Annotated in this window: 20 protein-coding genes; 7 read left to right on the plus strand and 13 right to left on the minus strand. The window is 64.4% G+C overall.

Going from position 1 to position 23,710, the window contains the following annotated elements:
• Positions 1-10 precede the first annotated feature (10 nt).
• Positions 11-1,957, minus strand: a complete 1,947-nt coding sequence (locus N2603_RS11320; protein WP_260388788.1) for a maltotransferase domain-containing protein — start codon at positions 1,955-1,957, stop codon at positions 11-13.
• Positions 1,958-2,161: 204 nt separating this feature from the next.
• On the opposite strand from N2603_RS11320, the gene malQ reads away from it, so the two are divergent.
• Both malQ and N2603_RS11330 read left to right on the plus strand, forming a co-directional pair.
• Entirely contained in the window at positions 2,162-4,123 is a 1,962-nt protein-coding gene (gene malQ / locus N2603_RS11325) for a 4-alpha-glucanotransferase (RefSeq protein WP_260388789.1), read from the plus strand.
• A gap of 30 nt (positions 4,124-4,153) precedes the next feature.
• Positions 4,154-5,953, plus strand: a complete 1,800-nt coding sequence (locus tag N2603_RS11330) for a glycoside hydrolase family 15 protein (RefSeq protein ID WP_260388790.1) — start codon at positions 4,154-4,156, stop codon at positions 5,951-5,953.
• Between the two features lie 182 nt (positions 5,954-6,135).
• Here the strand turns inward: N2603_RS11330 and N2603_RS11335 are convergent, their stop codons facing one another.
• From N2603_RS11335 to N2603_RS11360, 6 genes are read right to left on the minus strand one after another with little or no spacing between them, the layout of a single operon-like run.
• Positions 6,136-6,948, minus strand: coding sequence for an HAD family hydrolase (locus N2603_RS11335; RefSeq protein ID WP_260388791.1), 813 nt, complete (start codon positions 6,946-6,948; stop codon positions 6,136-6,138).
• On the minus strand, positions 6,945-7,487 hold the full coding sequence (locus N2603_RS11340; protein WP_260388792.1) for a gluconokinase: 543 nt from the start codon (positions 7,485-7,487) through the stop codon (positions 6,945-6,947). The genes N2603_RS11335 and N2603_RS11340 overlap by 4 nt, the downstream gene beginning before the upstream one ends.
• On the minus strand, positions 7,474-8,223 hold the full coding sequence (gene pgl / locus N2603_RS11345; protein WP_260388793.1) for a 6-phosphogluconolactonase: 750 nt from the start codon (positions 8,221-8,223) through the stop codon (positions 7,474-7,476). The genes N2603_RS11340 and pgl overlap by 14 nt, the downstream gene beginning before the upstream one ends.
• Positions 8,220-9,731: a glucose-6-phosphate dehydrogenase gene (gene zwf, locus N2603_RS11350; protein WP_260388794.1), complete on the minus strand. Its 1,512-nt coding sequence runs from the start codon at positions 9,729-9,731 to the stop codon at positions 8,220-8,222. The genes pgl and zwf overlap by 4 nt, the downstream gene beginning before the upstream one ends.
• A 28-nt stretch (positions 9,732-9,759) precedes the next feature.
• Positions 9,760-10,758, minus strand: a complete 999-nt coding sequence (gene gnd / locus N2603_RS11355; RefSeq protein WP_260388795.1) for a phosphogluconate dehydrogenase (NAD(+)-dependent, decarboxylating) — start codon at positions 10,756-10,758, stop codon at positions 9,760-9,762.
• A gap of 13 nt (positions 10,759-10,771) precedes the next feature.
• Positions 10,772-13,621 (minus strand): bifunctional transaldolase/phosoglucose isomerase, encoded by a 2,850-nt coding sequence (locus N2603_RS11360; protein WP_260388796.1) that lies wholly within the window; start codon positions 13,619-13,621, stop codon positions 10,772-10,774.
• Positions 13,622-13,911: 290 nt separating this feature from the next.
• Between N2603_RS11360 and N2603_RS11365 the strand changes: the two genes are divergently transcribed.
• The 4 genes from N2603_RS11365 to N2603_RS11380 all read left to right on the plus strand — a co-directional run bounded on the left by N2603_RS11365 (position 13,912) and on the right by N2603_RS11380 (position 19,678).
• Positions 13,912-14,604, plus strand: a complete 693-nt coding sequence (locus tag N2603_RS11365) for an STM3941 family protein (RefSeq protein WP_260388797.1) — start codon at positions 13,912-13,914, stop codon at positions 14,602-14,604.
• 298 nt (positions 14,605-14,902) lie between these two features.
• Positions 14,903-16,846 carry a PrkA family serine protein kinase gene (locus N2603_RS11370; RefSeq protein ID WP_018641094.1) on the plus strand — a complete coding sequence of 648 codons (1,944 nt, stop codon included), beginning with the start codon at positions 14,903-14,905 and terminating at the stop codon, positions 16,844-16,846.
• 19 nt (positions 16,847-16,865) lie between these two features.
• Positions 16,866-18,143: a YeaH/YhbH family protein gene (locus N2603_RS11375; protein WP_026311712.1), complete on the plus strand. Its 1,278-nt coding sequence runs from the start codon at positions 16,866-16,868 to the stop codon at positions 18,141-18,143.
• Positions 18,140-19,678 carry a SpoVR family protein gene (locus N2603_RS11380; RefSeq protein ID WP_018641092.1) on the plus strand — a complete coding sequence of 513 codons (1,539 nt, stop codon included), beginning with the start codon at positions 18,140-18,142 and terminating at the stop codon, positions 19,676-19,678. Before N2603_RS11375 ends, N2603_RS11380 begins: the two co-directional genes overlap by 4 nt.
• 250 nt (positions 19,679-19,928) lie before the next feature.
• On the opposite strand, the gene N2603_RS11385 is transcribed toward N2603_RS11380, so the two are convergent.
• The 6 genes from N2603_RS11385 to N2603_RS11410 form a co-directional block, all read right to left on the minus strand.
• Positions 19,929-20,369, minus strand: coding sequence for a DUF1801 domain-containing protein (locus N2603_RS11385; protein WP_260388798.1), 441 nt, complete (start codon positions 20,367-20,369; stop codon positions 19,929-19,931).
• 2 nt (positions 20,370-20,371) lie between these two features.
• A complete protein-coding gene (locus N2603_RS11390) occupies positions 20,372-20,590 on the minus strand; it encodes a hypothetical protein (protein WP_260388799.1) in 219 nt (72 codons plus the stop codon).
• A 42-nt stretch (positions 20,591-20,632) separates the two neighbouring features.
• Positions 20,633-21,052, minus strand: a complete 420-nt coding sequence (locus tag N2603_RS11395; protein WP_260388800.1) for an SRPBCC family protein — start codon at positions 21,050-21,052, stop codon at positions 20,633-20,635.
• Positions 21,049-21,372, minus strand: coding sequence for an ArsR/SmtB family transcription factor (locus N2603_RS11400; protein ID WP_260388801.1), 324 nt, complete (start codon positions 21,370-21,372; stop codon positions 21,049-21,051). The genes N2603_RS11395 and N2603_RS11400 overlap by 4 nt, the downstream gene beginning before the upstream one ends.
• Positions 21,373-21,620: 248 nt before the next feature.
• Positions 21,621-22,070, minus strand: coding sequence for a DsrE family protein (locus N2603_RS11405; RefSeq protein WP_260388802.1), 450 nt, complete (start codon positions 22,068-22,070; stop codon positions 21,621-21,623).
• A 37-nt stretch (positions 22,071-22,107) separates the two neighbouring features.
• Positions 22,108-22,791 carry a hypothetical protein gene (locus N2603_RS11410; protein ID WP_260388803.1) on the minus strand — a complete coding sequence of 228 codons (684 nt, stop codon included), beginning with the start codon at positions 22,789-22,791 and terminating at the stop codon, positions 22,108-22,110.
• A gap of 145 nt (positions 22,792-22,936) precedes the next feature.
• On the opposite strand from N2603_RS11410, the gene N2603_RS11415 reads away from it, so the two are divergent.
• Positions 22,937-23,506, plus strand: a complete 570-nt coding sequence (locus N2603_RS11415; RefSeq protein WP_260388804.1) for an STM3941 family protein — start codon at positions 22,937-22,939, stop codon at positions 23,504-23,506.
• The last annotated feature ends 204 nt before the right edge of the window (positions 23,507-23,710 follow it).

Genomic DNA, 23,710 nt, shown 5'->3' on the forward strand with positions numbered 1-23,710 from the left:
GCGTGACCCCTTACGCCAGGCAGCGGAACAGGAGCGCAGGATCGCGGTCGGGATCGATACGCAACCTGATCCCGCCCCATTCGATGCGGCACTGTTCGCCGGTGAGGAGGTTTTCGAGTGCCGTCACATGGTGTCGCTGTCCACCGGCGTCAACAGTGACGTCGCCGAGCGGCAGCCAGAATTCGCGCGCATGGCGCGAGAGCGCAATCACGACGACCACCGTGTTGGCGGGATCGGCCGCCTCCTTGGCGAAGGCGATCGTCTCGCCGTCCTCGATGCCGAGGAAGCGCAAGGCCGCAGTCTGCTGAAGCGCCGCGTTGTCGTTGCGGATGCGGTTGAGCGCGGCGATGTAGGGCTTGATGTTGCCGGGCGCGTTCCACTCGCGCGTCTTGATCTGGTACTTCTCGGAATCGAGATATTCCTCGTGGCCGGGAATCGCCTCGTGCTCCAGCAGCTCGAATCCGCCAAAGATCCCGTAATTGCCCGACAGCGTCGCGGCCAGCGCGAGCCGTGATTTGAATATCCAGGGCTCGCCACTCTGGAGATGATAGGGCAAGAGGTCGGCGGTGTTGACGAACAGGTTCGCCCGATAGAAGTCCCGCTCGGGATAGCCGGTCAGCTGGCCGAGATACTGCTCCAGCTCCCACTTCGCCGTGCGCCATGGGAAATAGCTGAAGGACTGCGCGAAGCCGAGCTTGGCGAGGCCCTTCATCAGCTTCGGCCGTGCAAAGGTCTTGGAGAACAGGATCACCTCGGGATGCCGGCGGCGGATGTCGCCGATGAGCCACTCCCAGAACGGAAGTGGCGCGGTGTCGTGATTGTCGATCGCGAAGATGGTGACACCATGGTCGATCCAGAACAGCATGGCGTCGCGAAACGCATTCCACAGCCCGGTGCGATCGACGCAGCCGAAATCGGGGATGACGATGTCCGAATAGGGCCCTTCCGCCGTCCGCACCGAGCGGTCCGGCCGCCATTTGAACCATTCCGGATGCTGGGTCAGCCAGGGGTGGTCCGGCGAGCACTGCACGGCAAAGTCCAGCGCAAGCTCGAGCCCGTACTCGAGGCAGGTCGCGACCAGCGCGCGGAAGTCCTCGATCGTGCCGAGCTCGGGATGCAGCGCATCGTGCCCGCCCTCGGCGGCGCCGATCGCATAGGGCGAGCCGGGATCGCCCTCGCTCGCCACCGGCGCGTCGTTGCGGCCCTTGCGGTGAGTGTGGCCGATCGGGTGGATCGGGGTGCAGTAGAGCACGTTAAAGCCCATGGCGGCGATATCAGGCACGCGCGCGATGCAGTCGCGCAGGGTGCCGTGCTGGCCGGGGACCTCGCTCTGGCTGCGCGGCATCATCTGGTACCAGGCGCCGAAGCGCGCTCTGTCGCGGTCGACGATCAGCGGGAAGAGCGGCGAGCACGTCAGGTCGGGCCGCGACTGGCTCTCGGCCATCGCTTTGCCGAGCTCGTTTGCCAGCAGCGGAGCGACGTCGCCGGTCTGGAGATAATCCTCGCATTGCCTGGTGATGACCTGTGCTGCGTCCTGCCGCGCGACATGTGCCTTGGTCAGCAGTCCGGCGCCCTCGATCGCATCGAGGCTGACATCGACCCCGGTCCGCCGTTTTCGCGCGACGGCGTGCGACCAAGTCGCGAACTCGTCGGTCCAGGCTTCGATCGCATAGACAAATTGGCCGGGCTCAGCGGGCGTGAACGCGCCGGACCAGCGGTCATTGCCGTGAGGGGTCATCGGCTCGCTCCGCCATTCGCGGTCCTGCTCTCCTCGCCAGATCAGCGCGGCACTGATCACGGCGTCGCCATCGCGGTAGATGTCGGCCCAGACCTCGACGCGTTCGCCCGCGATCCGCTTCACGGCGAAGCGGCCGCCGTCGATCAAGGGATAGACGTCTTCGATGAGGAAAGCGCTGCCGGCTGCGGCACTCTCGACAGTTTGAATTGTCTTGTTCACGGTGATGCCATTGACAAGAAAGCAGGAGCCCGTTTCCCTTGTCGGGAACCCACGCTTGGTACCATTATAGAAAGCCGCTTGTGTGTCATTGGTTCCCTTGGGAACGGCAAGCGCAGTTTGCGAGTTACCCCTGACTAACCTCTTCCGCGACCTCGTTAAAATCCCTGCCCCCGGCCAAATAATGGCCTGCAAGCTGCGTGCCGAATGGATCTTTTAGCTCAAGCCCGGATCAAGGGCGTTCAGTCCGAATTCATCGACGCCCTCGGCAAGCTGCGGGTCACCGCGCCTGAGGCGCTCAAATCCATCCTCGATGCCCTGCCGGAGAAGCGGGTCTACCGCTTCGTCAGCGGGCCGGTCGTGGTGCGCGCCCTGGGACATCCGCGCACTGAACTGGCGGCAACCGGGACGCCGCCGCTGCAATGGAAGATCGTCGGCAACGGCAATGTGATCGCGGAAGGCGAGACGCGCGAGCCGGTCATCGCCTGGCCTGCCGGCCTGCCGCTCGGCTACCACCGCCTGACCCTGACGGATGCCGGGGGTGCGAGCGAAGACGTGCCGATGATCGTGGCGCCCGAGCGCGCCTTCGGCGGCGATTTCGATCGCGGTTGGCTGCTCGCCGTGCAGCTCTATAGCGTCCGTTCGAATCGCAATTGGGGCATCGGCGATTTCACCGACCTCGCCGGTCTCGTCCGGCTCGCCAGGCAACTCGGTGCCGACGGCGTCGGCCTCAATCCGCTGCACGTGCTGTTCGACGACCAGCCGGCCGATTGCAGCCCCTATTCGCCGAACAGCCGGCTGTTCCTCAATCCGCTCTATATCGACGTCGAGGCGATCCCGGAATTTTCCGCCGATCTCGTCCCCGATGCGGCCGCGACCGCCGCGCGGCTGCGTGAAGGCGACCGTGTGCCCTATGCCGACATGGCAGCGCTGAAATGGCTGGCCCTGCGCGCGGCCTTCAACAGCTTCGTGACGAGCGCGAGCGCGGCACGCCGCAAGGAGTTCGATGCCTTCCGCGCCGCCCGCGCGCCGCTGTTGTCCCGCTTTGCCTGCTTCGAGGTGCTGCGGCATCGCTTCAACCGGCCATGGTGGGAATGGCCGTCCGGATGGCAGCAGCCGGACGAAGCCAAATGCGCCGAATTGCGCAATGGCCCTGATAAGCGCGATGTCGAGTTCGTCGAATTCGTGCAATGGACGGCCGACAGCCAATTGCATGCCGCCAAGGAGCTGGCCGGCCAGCTCGGCATGCGCGTCGGCCTCTATCTCGACGTTGCCGTCGGCGTGCAGTCCAACGGCTTCGATGCCTGGAACGAGCAGACCGCGATTTCCCGCCACCTCGCCGTCGGCGCTCCGCCCGACGTGCTCAACACCATCGGCCAGGACTGGGGCCTCGCCGGCTTCAACGCCGGTGGCCTCGAGGCGCAATCCTTCGTGCCGTTCGCCCACATGCTGGCGGCCTCGATGCGCCATGCCGGCGCCATCAGGCTTGACCACGTGCTCGGCTTGAAGCGGCTTTATCTGGTGCCGCGCGGCTTCAAGCCGGACAACGGCGCCTATGTGCAGATGCCGTTCGAGGCGCTGCTCGCCGCGGTGGTGCGCGAGAGCGCGGCCCACAAATGCATCGTGATCGGCGAGGACCTCGGCACCGTGCCGGAAGGCTTTCGCGAGACCATGCAGGATTTCGGCATCTGGTCCTATCTCGTCATGATGTTCGAGCGCGACGATGGCGGCCATTTCCGCAATATCGATCACTACCGGCCCAACGCGCTGGTGACGCTGAACACGCATGATTTGTGCACCTATGCGGGCTGGCGTTCCTTCAGCGATCTCAAGATGAAGCGCTCGCTCGGGCTCGATCCCGGCGAGAACGACCAGGCCCGCTGGGATGCGCTCGGTGCACTCGACGAGATTTTGCGGCAGAACGGCATCAATGCCAACGACCTCTATTCGGTGCTCGCCTTCCTGTCGCGCACGCCTTCGCGCCTGCTCGCGGTGTCCATGGAGGATCTGCTCGGCGTGATCGACCAGCCCAACATTCCCGGCACGATCGACGAGCATCCGAACTGGCGCCAGCGCCTGCCGGTCGCGCTCGACAAGATCGCCTCGAAGGTTGATCTCACGGCCTTGAGAGCGGCAACGCGGGAACGTTCCCTGACCGGCGGGAGTTGAACAGCCGGGGCTTCCCAGGCTTGTACGACATTGACGCAGAGGATCGAGGACTATGCGCTGATCGGCGACTGCGAGACCGCGGCGCTGGTCGGGCGCAACGGCTCGATCGACTGGCTGTGCTGGCCGGCCTTCGATTCCGACGCCTGCTTTGCCGCGATCCTCGGCAACCGCAAGAATGGCCGCTGGCTGGTCGCGCCAAGCGAGGACGTCACCGCGATCTCGCGCCGCTATCTCGGCAATACCCTCATCCTTGAAACGCGGTTTGAGACTGAAAGCGGCACGGTCGCGTTGATCGACTTCATGCCGCCGCGCGGCAAGGCGTCCGACATCGTGCGTCTGGTTCGCGGCGTCGGCGGCACCGTCAAGATGCGAATGGAGCTCGTCATCCGCTTCGGCTTCGGCGTCGACATTCCCTGGGTGCGGCGGATCGACCACGCCTTGCTTGCGGTCGCCGGCCAGGACATGACGGTGCTGCGCACGCCGGTCGAGACCCGCGGCGAGGATCTGACCACGGTGTCGGACTTCGAGGTGAGGGCAGGCGAGACCATTCCCTTCGTGCTGACCTACGGTCCCTCGCATCTCGAGCCGCCCGGGCCGATCGATCCTGAGGTCGCGCTTAAGGAGACCGAGAATTTCTGGCAGGATTGGTGCAGCCATTGCACCCGCGACGGCGATTATCACGACCTGATCGTGCGCTCGCTGATCACGCTGAAGGCGCTGACCTTCGCTCCCACCGGCGGCATCGTCGCGGCGCCCACCACCTCCCTGCCGGAGAAGCTCGGTGGCGCCAGGAATTGGGACTACCGCTTCTGCTGGCTGCGCGATGCCACCTTCACGCTGCTGGCGCTGATGAACTCGGGCTACACCGAGGAAGCTTCGGCCTGGCACAATTGGCTGCTGCGCGCGGCCGCCGGCTCGCCGTCGAACATGCAGATCATGTACGGCATCTGGGGCCAGCGGCGGCTGCTGGAATGGGAAGCAGCCTGGCTCGCCGGCTATGAGGGCGCGCGGCCGGTGCGTGTCGGCAACGCCGCGCATGCGCAGCTCCAGCTCGATGTCTACGGCGAGCTGATCGACGCCTTCCACCAGTCGCGCATGGCCAAGCTGAAGCTCGACGAGGAGAGCTGGGCGCTGGAATGCAACGTGCTCAACCATCTCGCCGAAGTCTGGGACCGGCCCGACCACGGCATCTGGGAGCGCCGCGGGCAGCCCCGGCACTACGTCTTCTCGAAGGTCATGACCTGGGTCGCCTTCGACCGCGGCATCAAGAGCGCCGAGACCTTTGGCTTCAAGGCGCCGCTGCTGCATTGGCGCACCTTGCGCGAAGCCATTCATTGCGACGTCTGCAACAACGGATTCGATGCTGAAGAAAACGCTTTCGTCGAGTCCTACGGCTCAAAACTGCTCGATGCCAGCGTGCTGCTGCTGCCGTCGGTCGGCTTTCTGCCGGCCGAAGACCCGCGCATCCGGGGCACCATCGTAGCGGTCGAGACGCGCCTGATGCGCGACGGTTTCGTGTTGCGGCACGATCCGCGCGAAGTGCCCGCGGGCCAGCCGCCGCTCGAAGGCGCGTTCCTCGCCTGCAGCCTGTGGCTGGCTGACGCCTATGTGCTGTCGGGCGATCTCGACAAGGCACAGGTCTTGTTCGATCGCGTGGTTGGCGTTGCGAACGATGTTGGGCTACTCGCCGAAGAATACGACTCCGCGGCCCGCCGCCAGACCGGCAACTTTCCGCAGGCGCTGACCCACATCGCACTGATCAACACGGCGCATAATCTTTCGGCGGCGAGGCAGAGAAGCGAGAAGCCGGCGATGCAGCGTTCGAAGTAGTGAATTTGGATTAGCCTTGCGTGTATCCAGAGCGGAGGTGCGCTCCCTCTCCCGCTTGCGGGGGAGGGCTGGGGTGGGGGTGCTTCCGCAGGCGAGAACCCCCGAGAGGAGAAAACCCTCACCCGCCGCTACGCGGCGACCTCTCCCGCGAGCGGGAGAGGTTGAGCGAACCCGCGGCCCGCTCAGCCCACCCCGTTCCGCTTCAAGATCATCTCCATCGCCTCGGCAAAACCGTCCTGCTCGTTGCTCCCTGTGACGTGGGTCGCCTCGTCCTTGACGTTGTCGGCGGCGTTGCCCATGGCGATCGAGGTGCCGCTGATGCGGAACATCGGGAGGTCGTTCTGCATGTCGCCGATGGTGGCGACCGCGTCGGTCGAGATGTCGAGGCGCCTGGCCATGGCCTCGACGAAGGTGCCCTTGTTGAAGCCGGGCGGCGTGATGTCGAGATAATAGGTCTGCGAACGCACCGCGGTGGCCGCGCTGCCGAGCGCCTCCTGCATCGCCTTCTCGCAAGCCGCGAGCCCGGCCGCGTCGGCGCTGGCGCCGACGATCTTGCAGGCGCTCGCAACGTACGGCGAAAAATCCGTCACGATGGTCGGATCGGAGCGGATCGTGTGCCGCTCATGCGCGACATATTTACCATCAGGATTGTCGATCAGCCATTTGTCGGTGGTGAACAGCCAGATGTCCGCGCCGTAGTCGCGGAGGATCTGCAAGGAGCGCTCGGCAGCACCCGGCGGAATCAGGTGCTGCTCGACCGGCCGCATCTCGGGATCGACGATCGAGGAGCCGTTGAACGGGCCGACCGGCAACCACAGCGCCAGCGGCTCGATCAGGAAACGCATGCCGATCGCAGGGCGGCTGGAAGTGATGGTGAACCCGATGCCGGCCTGGTGCAGCCGCTGCACCGCGCTCCGCGCACGCTCGGTCAGCGTCTTGTCCTTCGTCAGCAGCGTGCCGTCGACGTCGGAGACCACGAGTGAGATGGGGGTCATGGCAGAACCTTGGGTATTGCCCCGCCCAGTTTCAATTGCCGTACGATGCCGTCCACGATGGCCTCGACCGTCTCGTCGATCGAGACGGTGAGGACGTGCTCGCCCGCTTCCGGCGGCTCCAGCGTGTCGAACTGGCTCGTCAGCAGCCCGGGCGGCATGAAATGGCCCTTGCGCTGCGCGAGCCGCTCGGCGATCAGCTCTTTCGTCCCCTTCAGGAACACGAAGCGGACGTCATCGCGTCCGCGCAGCAGCACGTCGCGATAGGTATGCTTCAACGCCGAGCAGGCGATGATGACATGCTCGCCGCGTCCGCACACCCGCTCGATCTCGTCGGCGATGGCGTTGAGCCAGGGCCAGCGGTCCTCGTCGGTGAGGGGATGTCCGGCCCGCATCTTCTCGACGTTGCTGGCGGGGTGGAAGCTGTCGCCGTCCTCGAAGCGCCAGCCGAGCCGCTCGCCGAGCGCCCCTGCAACCGTGCTCTTGCCCGAACCCGACACGCCCATCACGATCAACGCACAAGGTGCTTCAACGCGGCCCACGAATTTCCTCCGGAAGCGCGGCCCTGTCGACCAGCCAGACGGTCTCACCAAACGAGCGCGCGCGTAAGGCCGGCAGATTCTCGCCATTGAGGAGGCGCGTCAAGATCGCCCGCTTGTCGTGTCCGGCAATCTCGAACAGCATTTCGTAGCACGAGGCCAGCACGGGCAGGGTGAGCGACACCCGCGGCACGAACGGGGCGACATTGGCCTTGGGCACGCCGACGACCCAGCGCGTGGTCTCCTCGATCTCGGGAAAGCCGGGAAACAGCGAGGCGGTGTGGCCGTCCGGTCCTGCGCCCATCAGGACCAGGTCGAACAGCGGCCGCGCCGGATCGAGCTGGTCTGCGCCATAGAAGGCCTGCAGCTCGCGCGCATAGGCCTGGGCGCCGGCATCGGGATTCTCGGCCGTGGTCGGGATCGGGTGGATATGGCCGGCAGGCGCATTGCGATCGAGAAATGCCGCCCGCGCCACCGCCATGTTGTTGAGAGGATCGCTTTCAGGCACGAACCGCTCGTCGCCGATGAACCAGTGCACGCGGTCCCATGGGATTTTGTCGCGCCAGGCGTCGCTGCCGAGCAATTGATAGAGCTTTTTCGGGCTTGACCCGCCGGTGAGGCAGATCGCGATACGCCCGGGATTGGCGCCGATCCGCGCCATCACCCGTTCGGCCGCGGTCTGCGCCAGCGCCTCGGCATCGGCTGCGACGATCAGCTTCGGCAGTCCGGCCGCAATCACGAAAATTTCCGCCAGCTTCGCCCGTCGCGCCGGAGCAGCTCGTCGGCGCAGGCGGGGCCGTCGCTGCCGGCTTCGTAGGTCTCGATGCCGTTGGTGCCCTCGCTTTTCCAGGCATCCAGGAACGGCTGCACGGCCTGCCATCCGGCCTCGATGCCGTCGGCGCGCTGGAACAGGATGTTGTCGCCGATCATGCAGTCGTAGATCAGCGTCTCGTAGCCGGTCGAGGGATCGGCCCGGAAATAGTCGCCGTAGCGGAACTTCATCTCGACGCCGTCGATGGTGATGCTCGGTCCCGGAATCTTGGCGTTGAACTGCAGCTCGATGGTCTCGGTGGGCGCGATGCCGATGGTGAGGAAGTTCTGCGACAGGCGATCGACGTCCGTGCCCGAAAACATCGACAGCGGCGCCTGCTTGAACTTGATCGCGACTTCGGTGCGCTTGTGACCCAGCGCCTTGCCGGTGCGCAGGTAAAAGGGGACGCCGGCCCAGCGCCAATTGTCGATCATCAGCTTGAGCGCGACAAAGGTCTCGGTGGTGCTGTCGGGCTTGACGTCCTCGGTCTTGCGATAGTCCGTGATCGCGTCGTCGCCGACGCGGCCGGCGAGATATTGCGCGCGCACCGAATTCTTCAGCGCCTCTTCCCGGCTCGGCTGCTGGATCGATGTGAGGACGTCGGCCTTCTCGGAGCGCACGGAATGTGCGTCGAAACGTGCAGGGGGCTCCATCGCCACCAGCGACATCAGCTGGAACAGATGGTTCGGCACCATGTCGCGCAGCGCGCCGGTGGCGTCGTAGAAGCCGCCGCGATGGCCGACGCCGAGCTTCTCCTCCACGGTGATCTGGATGTGGTCGATGTGGTTGCGATTCCAGATCGGCTCGAACATGCCGTTGGCAAAGCGCAGCACCAGGATGTTCTGCACCGTCTCCTTGCCGAGGTAATGATCGATCCGGTAGATCTGGTGCTCGTCCATGATCTTGAGCAGTTCGCCGTTCAGCGCACGCGCCGAGGCGAGGTCGGTGCCGAACGGCTTTTCGATCACGAGCCGCCGCCAGGCGCCGTTCTCCTTCATCATGCCGGTGCGGCCGAGCTCGCGCGCGGTCGGCGCAAACGCCGCGGGCGGCGTTGCCAGGTAGAACAGCCGGTTGCCGCCGGTGTCCTGCGCGCATTCCAGCGAATCCAGATGCTCGCGCAAGCGGTCGAAGGATGGCGGATCCTTCGGATCAGCCTCGACGAAGGTCACGCATTCCAGCAGCTTCTTTGCGACGTCGTCGTCCACAGGACGGGTCGCGAACTGGTGCAGTCCCTTCAGCAGGCTGTCGCGCAGCTCGTCATCCGACTGGCCTCTGCGGGCCACGCCGACGACGCAGAATTTTTCCGGCAGCAGGTGCTCCGCTGCCAGATTGTAGAGCGACGGCATCACCAGGCGATGGGTGAGATCACCGGTGACGCCGAAGATGACGAAGGCGCAATTTTCCGGCTTGCGCTTGGCTTGCGGGTCTTTTGTCACGAACGATCGGCCTTCGCTCTGTTACTTGTTACTTTGGTTTCGAAGCGCCCGGCTGCTTCGGCTCCTTGTGGCCGCCGAAACCCGCGCGCATGGCGGAGAGAATTTTCTCGGCGAAGGTGTGTTCCTTGCGGGAACGGAAACGTGTGTAGAGCGCCGCGGTCAGGACTTCGGCCGGCACGGCCTCGTCGATCGCGGCATTCACGGTCCAGCGTCCTTCGCCGGAATCCTCCACGAAGCCGGAATATTCCGACAGAAGCGGGCTGTCGGCGAGCGCGGTCGAGGTGAGGTCGAGCAACCAGGACGGAATCACGCTGCCGCGCCGCCACACTTCGGCGATGTCGGCGAGATCGAAATCATAGCGATGATCCGCCGGCAGGGCGTCGATATTGGCGTTCTTGAGAATGTCGAACCCTTCGGCATAGGCCTGCATCAGGCCGTATTCGATGCCGTTGTGGATCATCTTGACGAAGTGCCCGGCGCCGACGGGGCCGGCATGGATGTAGCCCTGCTCGATGCGGGGATCACGCCCCTCGCGTCCTTCGGTGCGCGGAATGTCGCCGGCGCCGGGCGCGAGCGCAGCGAAGATCGGATCGAGCCGGTCGACCACGGCCTTTTCGCCGCCGATCATCATGCAATAGCCGCGGTCGAGGCCCCACACGCCACCCGACGTGCCGACGTCGACATAGTGGATGCCGCGCGCCTTCAGCGCCTTGCCGCGGCGGACGTCGTCCTGCCAGAAGGTGTTGCCGCCGTCGATGATGACGTCGGCCTCCTGCATCACGCCCGCGATGGTGTCGATCGTCGCCTCGGTGATGCGCCCCGCCGGCAGCATCACCCAGGCCGTGCGCGGACGCTCGAGCTTGGAGATGAACTCTTCCAGAGTCGCCGAGCCGACTGCGCCGTCTGCGGCAAGGCCCGCGACGGCCTTGGCGTCCTTGTCGTAGACCACGGTCGAATGTCCCTGGCGCATCAAGCGGCGAACGATGTTGCCGCCCATCCGGCCGAGGCCGATCATGCCGAGTTGCATGTGAGAGATTCCCTTAATTCAGTGCGTCGTTGAGCGCCGCATTGAGCGCCGCGAGACCTTTCTTGAGCCCGCCCTTCAGGTGGACACGCAGCGCGCGCCGCCCGCGTTCGGTGAGCACGTCGAAATCGCCGCGCGCCTGCGCCGCCTTGATCACGCCGAAGCTCGCCTTCTGGCCCGGCACCGCCAGGTCCTTGGCGTCGTCGGCGGTGATCTGGAGGAACACGCCGCTGTCGGGCCCGCCCTTATAGGCCTGCCCCGTGGAGTGTAGGAAGCGCGGGCCGAACTCGGCACAGGTCGCGACATGCCGCTTCTCGCGCACCCCGAGCCGCATCGCCTGGAGCGCATCGATCGTCGCCTTGTCGCGCGCGATGTAGCCGAGCAGGGCGACATAGTCGCCCTCGCCCGAGCGCGACAGATGCGCCTTCAGCCAGGACGTGAGGTCGCCATTGGCGCCGGCGGCGCGCAGCGCCGTGGCGTTGGCCTCGTCGGTGTAGAGATCGGCTTCCTTGGTGCTGACCACCGGCTCTTCTGCCGGCAGCTTGCCGGTCTTCTCGAACGACGCCGTGAGCTCGCGGGTCTTGATCTTGGCCGCTTCCACGTCGGGCTGGTCGAACGGGTTGATGCCGAGGATCGAGCCTGCCACGGCCGTGGCCAGCTCGAAGCGGAAGAACTCCTGGCCGAGATGCTCGATCGACTTCATGACGATGCGCACCACGGGATGGCCGGCCGCTTCGATCGCGGCAAGCTGGGAGTCGTGTGCAGCGTCAGCTTCGCCGTCGATGCGGATGTCGATGAAGAAGCGATCATTGCCATAGACCGAGGGATCGCCCAGCGGCTCGCCGTCGATCGGGATCAGGCCCTTGCCCTCCTTGCCGGTCGATTCCGCGATCAGCTGCTCGGCCCAGGCGCCGAAATCGGCGATCTTCTTCGACGACAGGATCGTCACCTTGTCGCGGCCATCGAGCGCGGCCAATCCCATGGCAAGGCCGAGCTGCACGCCCGGGTTTTCGGACGGCGGCACGTCCGGTCCGCAGGAGCGGGCCATGGAGAGCGCGTGCTTGACGAAGGTCTTGACGTCAATGCCGGCAGTTGCCGCCGGCACCAGGCCGAACGGCGAGAGCACCGAATAGCGCCCGCCGATCGAGGGCTCGCCATGGAAGATGCGGGCATAGTTCAGCGTCTTCGCCGCCTTCTCCAGCGAGGAGCCGGGATCGGTCACCGCGATGAAGCGATGGCCGGTCTTCACCTTCGGGCCGACCGCCTTGGCAACCTGATCATGGAAATAATCCTTCATCGCGTTCGGCTCGGTGGTGCCGCCGGACTTGCTGGAGACGATGAACACGGTGTTGGCGATGTCGATCTTGTCTTCCATCGCCCGCACCTGCGCGGGATCGGTGGAGTCAAGCACGTGCAGCTTGGGGAAGCCCGGCTTCTTGCCAAAGGTCTCGGCCAGCACCTCGGGTCCGAGGCTCGATCCGCCCATGCCGAGCACGACGGCGTCGGAGAATTTCTGGCCCTTCACGCGGCCTGCATAATCCTCGTAGTCGGCAACGTCCGCCTTGGCGGCGCTGTCGAGCCAGCCGAGCCATTTGTCCTCGTCGGTGCCGGTCCAGACCGACTTGTCGCGCTGCCAGAGCCTGCGGATTTTTGCCGAGGCACGCCATTCCTCGGTGCTCTTGGCGACAGCCTTGCCGAGGCCGTCGCCGAGCGAAAGCTGCTGGCGATCGAGCGCCGGCCCGAGCACGGTGGCGCGCTTGTGGGCGACCGCGCCGTAGAGCTTGTCGGCGGCATCCGCAAACAGCTTTACGCCGTCCCTGACCAGCTCCTCGGTGATCGCATCCAGCGAGATGCCGGAGCGCTCCAGCTCCTCCAGCACGCGCCTTGCGTCCTCGACATTCTCTTCCAGGCTGTCGCGCGGCTTGCCGTGGTCGCGGAACGCATCCAGCGTTGCCGGCGGCACGGTGTTGATGGTGTCGGGGCCGATCAGCTCCTCGACATAGAGGACGTCGCTGTAGTCCTTGTTCTTGGTGCCGGTTGACGCCCACAGCATGCGCTGCGGCTTGGCGCCCTTGGCGGCGAGCTTCTCCCAGCGCGGACCCGAGAACAGGCGCTTGTAATCCTGGTAGGCGACCTTGGCATTGGCGATTGCGACCTTGCCCTTCAGCGCGGCGAGCCGCTCCTTCTCGGACGGATCGTTGGCGCGCGCGATCTTCTCGTCGAGCTGCTTGTCGACCACCGAGTCGATGCGGCTGACGAAGAAGCTCGCCACGCTGGCGACATGCGACGGATCGCCGCCGCCGGCGACGTATTTTTCGAGACCCGCCAGATAGGCCTCCGCCACCTCGAGATAGACCGCCTTGGAGAACAGAAGCGTGATGTTGATGCTGATGCCGTCGCCGATCAGCGTCTCGATCGCCGGCAGGCCCTCGGGCGTCGCCGGCACCTTCACCATCAGGTTCTTGCGGCCAACGTCCTTCCACAGCCGCCGTGCCTCAGCGACGGTACCGGCGGTGTCCATCGCCAGATAGGGCGAGACTTCCAGGCTGACATAGCCGTCACCGCCCTTGAGGCGGTCATAGACCGGGCGCAGCACATCGGCGGCATTCTGGATGTCCTCGACCGCGACGGCCTCGAACAGGTCGGCCACGGTCCGGTCGCCGCGCTTCAGCGCCTTGCCGATCGGGGCGTCGTATTCGTCCGAACTGCCGATCGCCTTCTCGAAGATCGACGGGTTCGAGGTGACGCCCTTGACGCCATCGGTGTCGATCAGCCGCTTCAGGTCGCCCTTGGCGATGAAACCGCGGGCCAGGAAGTCCAGCCAGACGGCCTGTCCGTGCTTTTCCAGTTCTTTGACGGGATTCATGATGCTTATTTATCTCCAAGCCTGCGGGCGAGGGGTTTCCGCGCCGGTCCTGACGCGCTATCCTCTAGCTTACATGCACCCGGGAGGGAACCAATCAAGGGTCTGAGCGTCATACTCTCAGTGTAACTCCGTCGCGATCATGGCGATCCAGGCGGCAGTGGCTGTGTTGCGTAAAAAGTCGTTGGCCGGAAAGGTTCGGCCGAGGTCTCGCTGCGTAACGTCTGTCGGCCGCTGCACAGCGTGTCGTCAGCAGATTCCGGTCTGCCCGATCGTTGGTGAACCGGTCGCGAATGGCCGTGCTGGGGGAAAGCATGCAAGTACATCCTGACGGCCCTCCGCCCGCCGTCTCCGACAGCCCGCAATCGATCACGCCGACCGTGCGCATCGATGTGCCCTACGATCTCGAAATCAACCAATGCGCCACGCGCTTGCGACTGCTGGTCGCGGCGGGGTTCGCGATGATCCTGTTCAGCGCCAGCCTCGCCTTCGACTGGTGGGACAGCCTCGGCGACTACGACACGACGGTCGGCTATGCCGGCGTTGCGGTGTTCGGCCTGATCACCGGCTGGCTGATCTGGCTGCTTCCCGGCGAACGTGGACCGGTGGTGATCGTCACCCCCTACGGCATCCGCGATCTCCGCATCGGCAATGAATTTCTGCTGTGGGAGTCGATTGCGGAGATTTCGGCCGAGGATCGCCGCGGGCACAGATTGATCGTGCTGACGCCGACGCCGGCGTTGCAGCGACAGCTCTCCTCTATTCGCGGCAGGAGGCGGGCGACATCGCGCGGCGCGCGGGACGATCGGATCGCCATTTCCACCGAGGGGCTGGCGACCGATTTTGATACATTGCTCCGCGCTTGCCGTGAGTGCCATGCCGCCAGCGATGCACGCACCGCATTGCGGCGAGATCGCGATCAAGGCACGCAAGGCTCGGGTGCACAAGGCTCCGGTGCACAAGGCTTGGCCGTACAAGCGTCATAAAGCTGCCGCCGGCCGACGGCTATGCTGCACCGCCGGATGAGCTGATCCCCGGTAATGCCCGGATGTGGCGGCCGAGTGACATTTTCTGGAAATGAGCGAAGATATACATAGATTCGCATAAATAACAGGCAGGTGCCTGTTCGTAACTCACCCGGTTGCCTACGTTGTGCGTTGCGTCGAGTCGGTCCCCGGGTGTCCAATGATCGTCATGTGCTCACGCTGATTCGAAACGGCCTGAGGAACGCTCCGGTAACTGCTTTCGTTTCAGCTTGTAGCGGAACTCACGCGGAGAGGGATCATGTACAACGATTCTCTATTCAACGCTTTCGCTCGGTCGTTCGAGGCGAGAAGCCAGCACGACATGTCGATGGCGGAATATCTGGAATCGTGTCGAAGCGATCCCATGAAATACGCAAACGCGGCCGAACGACTGCTAGCAGCGATCGGCGATCCGCAGACGATTGACACGGCCAAGGACCCACGCCTTGGCCGTATTTTTTTGAACCGCACCATCCGCACCTATCCGGCCTTCGCCGGCTTCTACGGCATGGAAGAAACCATCGAGCGTATCGTCGGTTTCTTCCGGCACGCAGCGCAGGGCTTAGAGGAGCGCAAGCAGATCCTCTATCTGCTCGGCCCCGTGGGCGGCGGCAAATCCTCGCTCGCCGAGCGGCTCAAGTCGTTGATGGAAGTGCAGCCGATCTACGTGCTCAAGGCCGGCGATGAACTCTCGCCCGTGTTCGAAAGCCCGCTCAGCCTGTTCGATCCCGATCATCTCGGGCCGATGCTGGAGGAGAAATACGGCATTCCGCGCCGGCGTCTCACCGGCCTGATGAGCCCGTGGTGCTACAAGCGACTGGAAGCCTTCGGCGGCGATATCTCGCAATTCCGCGTCGCCAAGATCCAGCCGTCGCGGCTGCGCCAGATCGCGGTCTCCAAGACCGAGCCGGGTGACGAGAACAACCAGGACATCTCGTCGCTGGTCGGCAAGGTCGACATCCGCAAGCTCGAGACCTACGCGCAGAACGATCCCGACGCCTACAGCTATTCGGGTGGCCTCAATCGCGCCAACCAGGGCATCCTTGAATTCGTCGAGATGTTCAAGGCGCCGATCAAGATGCTGCACCCGCTGCTGACCGCAACGCAGGAGGGCAACTACATCGGCACCGAGAATATCGGTGCGATCCCGTTCACCGGCGTGATCCTGGCGCACTCCAACGAGGCGGAGTGGGCGAGCTTCAAGGCCAACAAGAACAACGAGGCCTTCATCGACCGCATCTGCGTGATCAAGGTGCCGTACGTGCTGCGGGTCACCGAAGAGCAGAAGATCTACGAGAAGCTGATCCAGGGCTCGGAGCTGGCGTCGGCGCCGTGCGCGCCGTCGACACTGGAAACGATGGCGCGGTTCTCGGTGATGTCGCGTCTGCGCAAGCACGAGAACTCCACGCTGTTCGGCAAGATGCGGGTCTATGACGGCGAAAGCCTGAAGGAATCCGATCCGAAGGCGCGCAGCGTCCAGGAATATCGCGATGCCGCCGGCGTCGACGAGGGCATGGACGGCGTGTCCACGCGCTTTGCCTTCAAGATCCTGGCTGCGACCTTCAACCACGATCCGCAGGAGGTCGCCGCCGATGCCGTGCACCTGATGTATGCGCTGGAGCAGTCGATCCGCCGCGAGCAGCTGCCGGAGGAAACCGAGAAACGTTACCTGGAGTTCATCAAGGCGGAGCTGGCACCGCGCTATGCCGAGTTCATCGGTAACGAGATCCAGAAGGCTTATCTCGAATCCTACTCGGATTACGGCCAGAATCTGTTCGACCGCTACGTGGATTACGCCGATGCCTGGATCGAGGATCAGGATTTCAAGGATCCCGACACCGGCCAGTTGCTCGATCGCGAGCTTTTGAACCAGGAATTGACCAAGATCGAGAAGCCGGCCGGCATCGCCAATCCGAAGGATTTCCGGAACGAGGTGGTCAAGTTCTCGTTACGGGCCAGGGCTCAGAACAGTGGCAAGAATCCGACCTGGACCTCCTACGAGAAGATTCGCGACGTGATCGAAAAGCGGATATTCTCCCAGGTCGAGGACCTGCTTCCGGTCATCTCCTTCGGGTCGAAGAAGGACGGCGAGACGGAGAAGAAGCACGGCGAGTTCGTCGCACGCATGGTGGAGCGCGGCTACACCGAGCGTCAGGTTCGCCGGCTCGTCGAATGGTACATGCGCGTGAAGCAGGCCGGTTGAGGCGGATGGGAAAGTGGCCATTCACATTATTGACAGGCGCCTGAATCCAGGCGGCAAGAGTCTTGAGAACCGGCAGCGGTTCTTGCGTCGGGCCAAATCCCTGGTGCAGGGCGCCGTCAAGAAGACCTCGCAGGATCGCGACATCAAGGACGTCCTGGAGGGTGGTGAGGTCACGATCCCGCTCGACGGGATGCATGAGCCGCGTTTCCGCCGCGAAGGCGGAACGCGGGACATGGTGCTGCCCGGGAACAAGAAGTTCATCGAGGGCGACTATCTCCAGCGTTCCGGCCAGGGCAGCGCCAAGGACTCCGGTCCCGGCGAAGGCGACAGCGAGGACGCCTTCCGCTTCGTGCTCAGCCGCGACGAATTCGTCGATCTCTTCCTCGACGACCTCGAACTGCCCGATCTCGCCAAGCGCAAGATCGCGCAGACCGAGAGCGAGGGCATCCAGCGCGCCGGCTACACCACGTCGGGCTCACCCGCCAACATCTCGGTGAGCCGCACGGTGAAGCTCGCGCTGGCGCGCCGCATCGCGCTCAAGCGTCCCCGCAAGGAGGAGATCGAGGAGCTTGAAGCCGCGATCGCCGCCTGCACGGACGAGGACGAACGTACCGAGCTCATCGCCCGGCTCGAAGCACTGAAAGCGAAGTCCAAGCGCATTCCCTTCATCGATCCGCTCGACATCCGCTACCGCCGCTTCGAGATGGTGCCGAAGCCGGTCGCGCAGGCCGTGATGTTCTGCCTGATGGACGTCTCCGGCTCGATGTCCGAGCACATGAAGGATCTCGCCAAGCGCTTCTACATGCTGCTCTACGTGTTCCTGAAGCGGCGCTACAAGCATGTCGAGATCGTCTTCATCCGTCACACCGACCGCGCCGAGGAGGTGGACGAGCAGACCTTCTTCTACGGCCCGGCCTCGGGCGGCACGCTGGTCTCCAGCGCGCTGCAGGCAATGCACGAGATCGTGCGCGAGCGTTTCAATCCCTCGGACTGGAACATCTACGCCGCGCAGGCCTCCGACGGCGACAATTCCTATTCCGACGGCGAGCTCACGGGGCTGCTGCTGACCGACAAGATCCTGCCGGTCTGCCAGTTCTTTGCCTATCTCGAGGTCGGGGAATCCGGCGGCAGCGCCTTCGATCTCTCCGACTCCTCGCTCTGGACCCTCTACGAGCGCCTGCGCAACAGCGGCGCACCGCTCTCGATGCGCAAGGTCTCCGAGCGCAGCGAGATATTCCCGGTGTTCCACGACCTGTTCCAGCGCCGCGACACTGCTCAGGAGAAAGCCGCTCCATGACGGAACGTTTGTTCGAAGGCGCGGATTGGGATTTTCGCACCTTGCAGCGTATCACCGATGCCTGCGAAGAGGTGGCGTTGAAGGATCTCGGGCTCGACGTCTATCCGAACCAGATCGAGGTCATCACCGCCGAGCAGATGCTGGATGCCTACTCGTCGGTCGGCATGCCCTTGTTCTACAAGCACTGGTCCTTCGGCAAGCATTTCGCGTTCCACGAGGCCTCCTACCGCAAGGGCCTGATGGGCCTCGCCTATGAGATCGTGATCAACTCCTCGCCCTGCATCTCCTACCTCATGGAGGAGAACACGGCGACGATGCAGACGCTGGTGATCGCGCACGCCGCCTTCGGCCACAATCACTTCTTCAAGAACAACTATCTGTTCAAGCAGTGGACCGATGCCGAGGGCATCCTGGACTATCTCGATTTCGCCAAGAACTACGTCATGCAATGCGAGGAGCGCTACGGCCGCACCGAGGTCGAGCGCACACTCGACGCCGCGCATGCGCTGATGTCGCACGGCATCGACCGCTATCCCGGCAAGAAGAAGCTGGATCTGCGCGCCGAGGAGAAGCGGGCGGGGCGCAGGCGCCAGCACGAGGAAGAGGTCTTCAACGATCTCTGGCGTACCGTGCCGGCCGGCAAGAGCAAGAGCCGTTCGGCGCTCAGCGTCGAGCGGCGCCGCAAGCTGCTCGGCCTGCCGCAGGAGAACCTGCTCTATTTCCTGGAGAAGAGCGCGCCGCGGCTGGCGCCCTGGCAGCGCGAGCTCTTGCGCATCGTCCGCCACATCGCGCAATATTTCTATCCGCAGAGCCAGACCAAGGTGATGAACGAGGGGACGGCGACCTACGTTCACTATCGCATCATGACCCAGCTGCACCAGCAGGGCCGCATCACCGATGGCAACTTCCTCGAATTCCTGGGATCGCACACCAACGTGGTGTTCCAGCCCGAATTCGACGATCAGCGCTTCTCGGGCTTCAACCCCTATGCGCTCGGCTTCGCAATGATGCAGGACATCGAGCGCATCGTCACGAGGCCCGAAGACGAGGACCGCGAATGGTTCCCCGACATCGCCGGCAAGAACGACGTGATGGGCGTGCTGCGCGACGTCTGGGCCAATTACCGCGACGAGAGCTTCATCGGTCAGTTCTTAAGCCCCAAATTGATGCGGCACTTCCGCATGTTCCATCTCCACGACGACCCCGAGGAGCGCGCCGGCATCCGCGTCGATGCCATCCACGACGAGCGCGGCTTCCGCCGCGTCCGGCGCGAATTGGCGCGACAGCACGACGTCGGCTACATCGACGCCAATATCGAGGTGGTCGATGTCGACCTCTCCGGCGACCGCCGGCTGATCCTGCATCACCACGTCATCAAGGGCTCGCAGCTCAACGAGACCGACGCCAAGCGCGTGCTTCAGCACCTGGCCGATCTCTGGACCTACGACGTCGCGCTGATCGAGGTCGACGCCAACGACAAGGTTTTGCGCGAATACGTCGTGAGCCCGCGTCCGATTCCGGCAGCGGTAGCCTGAGGGCATCGTCTAGCGTCTGACGCTGTGAGACTCCAATATCGCCCCCACGGAGGTGCGCTCCCTCCCCCGCTTGCGGGGGAGGGCCGGGGAGAGGGTATCTCCACAGTGGGACTCCCCCAGAGGAGAGAACCCTCACCCGGCGCGCGGGACGATGCTTCGCATCGCCCGGGACGCGCCGACCTCTCCCGCAAGCGGGAGAGGTTGGAGCCAGTCCGCGGCTGCTATAGCGATCAACGGAACTCGTGGCGCTCTACGCCGGCTGCTTCTTGGCCGGCTTCTTCTTGGACGCATTCAGCTCCACCGCCGCGCGGATCAGCGCCTTCAACGCCTTCTCGTTGATCTTCTCGCCCTCGCGAATATCGATCGCGCGGCGCACATTGCCGTCGAGGCTGGAGTTGAACAGGCCCGCGGGATCGTCCAGCGCCGCGCCCTTGGCAAAAGTCAGCTTCACCACTTCCTTGTAGGTCTCGCCGGTGCAGATGATGCCGTCGTGCTCCCACACGGGAACGCCGCGCCATTTCCATTCCTCGACGACGTCAGGGACGGCCTGCTTGATCAGGCCGCGGATCCGCGCCAGCATCTCGCCGCGCCAGTCGCCGAGCTCCCTGATGCGGCCGTCGATCAATTTGGAGGGCGAGGCGCCGTCCGTCTTCGTCGCGCTGCTCTTCTTTGCGGTGACGGCCTTCTTCATGATCACGCCTCTTGCCGCGCGCCGTCGCGGTGGCCGAGATAAGGCAGCGCGAACAGATACAGCCCTGTCGCGAGCAGCGGGATCAGCGGCACGAGCGCCAGGAAGCCGATCCATACGGCCTGCACCTGCATGGTCATGGCGACGATGTTGGCGATGACCGCGACCGTGAACGCCATCGACAGCCAGCGATGAATCCGCCGAATCCACATGTTCGTGCTCATTGGGACCTCCTTTGGAAAATGTATGGAAGAGACGCCGGCGAGCTACTCAGCCCGCGCCAGCAGTTCGTCCAGCTTGGCGAAGAACTGCTTCCAGCCGGCATGCGCCCCGCCATAGGCCTGCTTCTGCGTCGGGCTGAAGCCCGCCTGTTCGACGCGCAGATGCGTGCCCGCGCCCGTCGGCGTCAGCGTGAAGGTCACGACGCTCTTCAGGTCGAACGCGGCGTCCTCGTGCGAGAAATTCCAGGTATAGGCGAGCGCCTTCTGCGGCTCGATGGTGAGCACCTCGCAGTCCAGCACGCCGCCCCATTCGCCGCGCAGGTTGAAGCGATGACCGACCACGGGCTTGAAGTCGTTCTTCATCAGCCATTCCTCGATCAGATGCGGCTGTGTCAGCGCGCGCCATAGCCGTTCCGCCGGGAAGGCAAATTCGCGCTCGACGACGACGGATCGTGTTTCGGTCATTGGTCCATCCTCTTCAGGAGATCATCGAGAGCGTCGAGCCGGTTCTGCCAGAAGCCGGTCATCTGGCTGGTCCAGTCGACCAGTGGATTGAGCGCGCCGGGCTCTGCGCTGTAGTGGGTCTGGCGTCCTTCATGGCGGTCGCGCACGAGGCCCGCCTGCTTCAGCGCGCCCAAATGTTTCGAGACCGCCGGCTGGGAAACGCCGGATCGCAGCGTCAGTGCCCCGACCGTCTGCTCGCCCTCGCGGCACAGCCGCTCGAAGATCGCCCGCCGGGTCGGATCGGCGAGCGTCCTGAACAGGAGATCGTGGGCGGAGGACATGGCTAATCCATAACTCAGAGGTTATGGGTTAATTCATAACCATGGGGTTATGGGTAAGTCAAGTGGGCTGGCGATGAGTTGGGAAGGGGATCCGCGGCCTCCGCCTTACCTCTCCCGCTTGCGGGGGAGGTCGGCGCGAAGCGCCGGGTGGGGGTTCTCTCCTCTAGGGGGTTGTCCCTCTGCGGAGACACCCTCTCCCCAACCCTCCCCCGCAAGCGGGGGAGGGAGCGCACCGTCTTCCCGCAACGCTACGGCCGCAGATACAGATACCCTTGCGACTGCAGCTCGGCCAACCTGACCACGCCGCCCTTCTCCGCGCTGACGAAGCCCGGCAGCAGATCCGTCAGCGTCACGTTCTGCGCCTTCATGGTGTTGCCGCAGGCGGCGAGCTCGACGCCATCCTTGGAGAATTCGCTGACGCGCTTGCTGATGTCGGGGTTGGCCCGCGCCGAGTGAAACGGCTTCAGCGCCGGACCGTGGATCACCAGCGCGATTGTCACGTTCGCCGGACCACCAACGCCGTCGATGTGGTTCTGGATGTTGCCGAGCACGAAATTGACCTTCTCGGCGTCGCTGAGGTGATAGACGACCTTCAGCTTGTTCGACGGTGGAGCCTCGATCGCGGCCTTCGCGCTGGAGGCGCCGAGCGCGGCACCCAAAGTCGAGACGGCGCTCCACAGGATGTTACGGCGGTTCATGGCAGTCTCCCTGGATTGCCTGATTTTGCCGGACATATCACTTGTGGCGCAGGGCCGCGAGTTCCTTGCGGTCGGTCACCAGCGAAGCGCATTCGCTTGTGTCGGTGCGATCGAGACGGAAGATCCCGTCGTCGGCGCCGGCGACCAGCGATCGCTCGGCATCGTCGTCCGGCTTGTTGTTCTGCCAGACCCTGACCCGCGCGAGGCGCACGATCGCCGACCTGTCGTCCTTGGAGAGCGCAACCCCGATGCCGCCGCCCTCGCAGTCGACGCCGCAGCCGAGGCGGGTTTCGGTGCCGTCCTTGGTGAACACGGCGTGGTTACAGGAGCCGCTGGAATCGAAATCGCCGCTGCGGTGGCGATACCTGAAGCCGAGGCGGAACGAGTTGTGGAGCTGCTTGTCCTCCTTGTCGACCTCCGCGGAGATCAGCAGCTTCATCGACGCGACCTTCTGCTTCGGGTGCCGCGCCAGATGCTCGGCGTCGTAACGGCGGACAAAGCAGGCATAGGCCTTGTCGCCGGGCCTGCCCGCATACATGCGCGCGTTGAAGGTGTCGGCCTCGGCCCTGGTGGCCTCACGGATGTCGTCGGCCTCCTCGGCCCGGGCCGCGCCGACGAAGGCGGCAAGGACAAGCGGAAGGATGAGGCAAGCTTCATGATCGCACCAGGGCGTGTGAACCGTCGTCCATCCGCAGCGCGCGGGGTGACAGCCGACTGGCATTTAGTCGCGGGCGGAAAGTCCTGCGTTCAAGCGTTCCTGGCCGCCCGCCTTGCGGGCAGCCTCACGCAAGGTTCCCGCTTTAACAATTTGGAAGGAGGGGCGCTGGTAAACCCCGGGTTGTTGCAGATGACTGGTGGCGGTCAGAATGTCCGTAAGTCAGAGCTTGCCCAACCTTGCGATCGGCTATTCCCTTCCGCGGCTGTTCAAGTTGCTGGGAGCCGGCCTGTTGGCGACGCTGCTGTGCGGCGCGCTCGCATTCAGCTGGCACTATGGCAAGGACATCGCCACGATCCAGATCGCACTCAGCTATTTCGGCGTCGTGTTTTTCGGCCTGGCCACCTGCAGGACGCTCTGGACGTTGATCTCCGCCAGGGAGCCGGTCCTCTTCATCACCCGTATCGGCATTCGCGACACCAGGATCGCCGATGACACCATCTCGTGGCGATCGGTGAGGGACATATCGATCTTTCGGTATCGCAGCCAGAGGATCGTCGTTCTTCAGGTCGATCCTCTTCTCGCCGAGCGGTTCGAAGGCGGCTTTCTGAAGCGCGTCTTGTCGCTGCTGAACAAGCCCATTGGTGCGGACGGCGTGCTCGTCACGGGCGGCCTGACCGTGGACGGCGAAACGCTGTTCGAGACCTGCAAGCAATACTGGACGGTCGGACGGCTGGCATATACGGGTCGCGCCGCAGCTGAGCCCGAGCCTGTCGGCTAGTCCAGGCCGCAGTCGAGGCCGACCGCGTTGCCTTCACGAAACATTGCGTGTTGGCAGTCGCCGCATGCGTGACGCGTTCAACTCGCTTCCACGCGCAGAGCGGAGCGAGGCGGCCTGGTTCCATGTGCGGCCTTAGTCGAACCTCAAGCCAGGAAGGTTCAATCGGCGCGGGCCTTCGTTTTTTGGGAACCCGATGCCGTCAGC

This window comes from Bradyrhizobium huanghuaihaiense (genome assembly GCF_025200885.1).
Classification (GTDB): Bacteria; Pseudomonadota; Alphaproteobacteria; order Rhizobiales; family Xanthobacteraceae; genus Bradyrhizobium; species Bradyrhizobium huanghuaihaiense.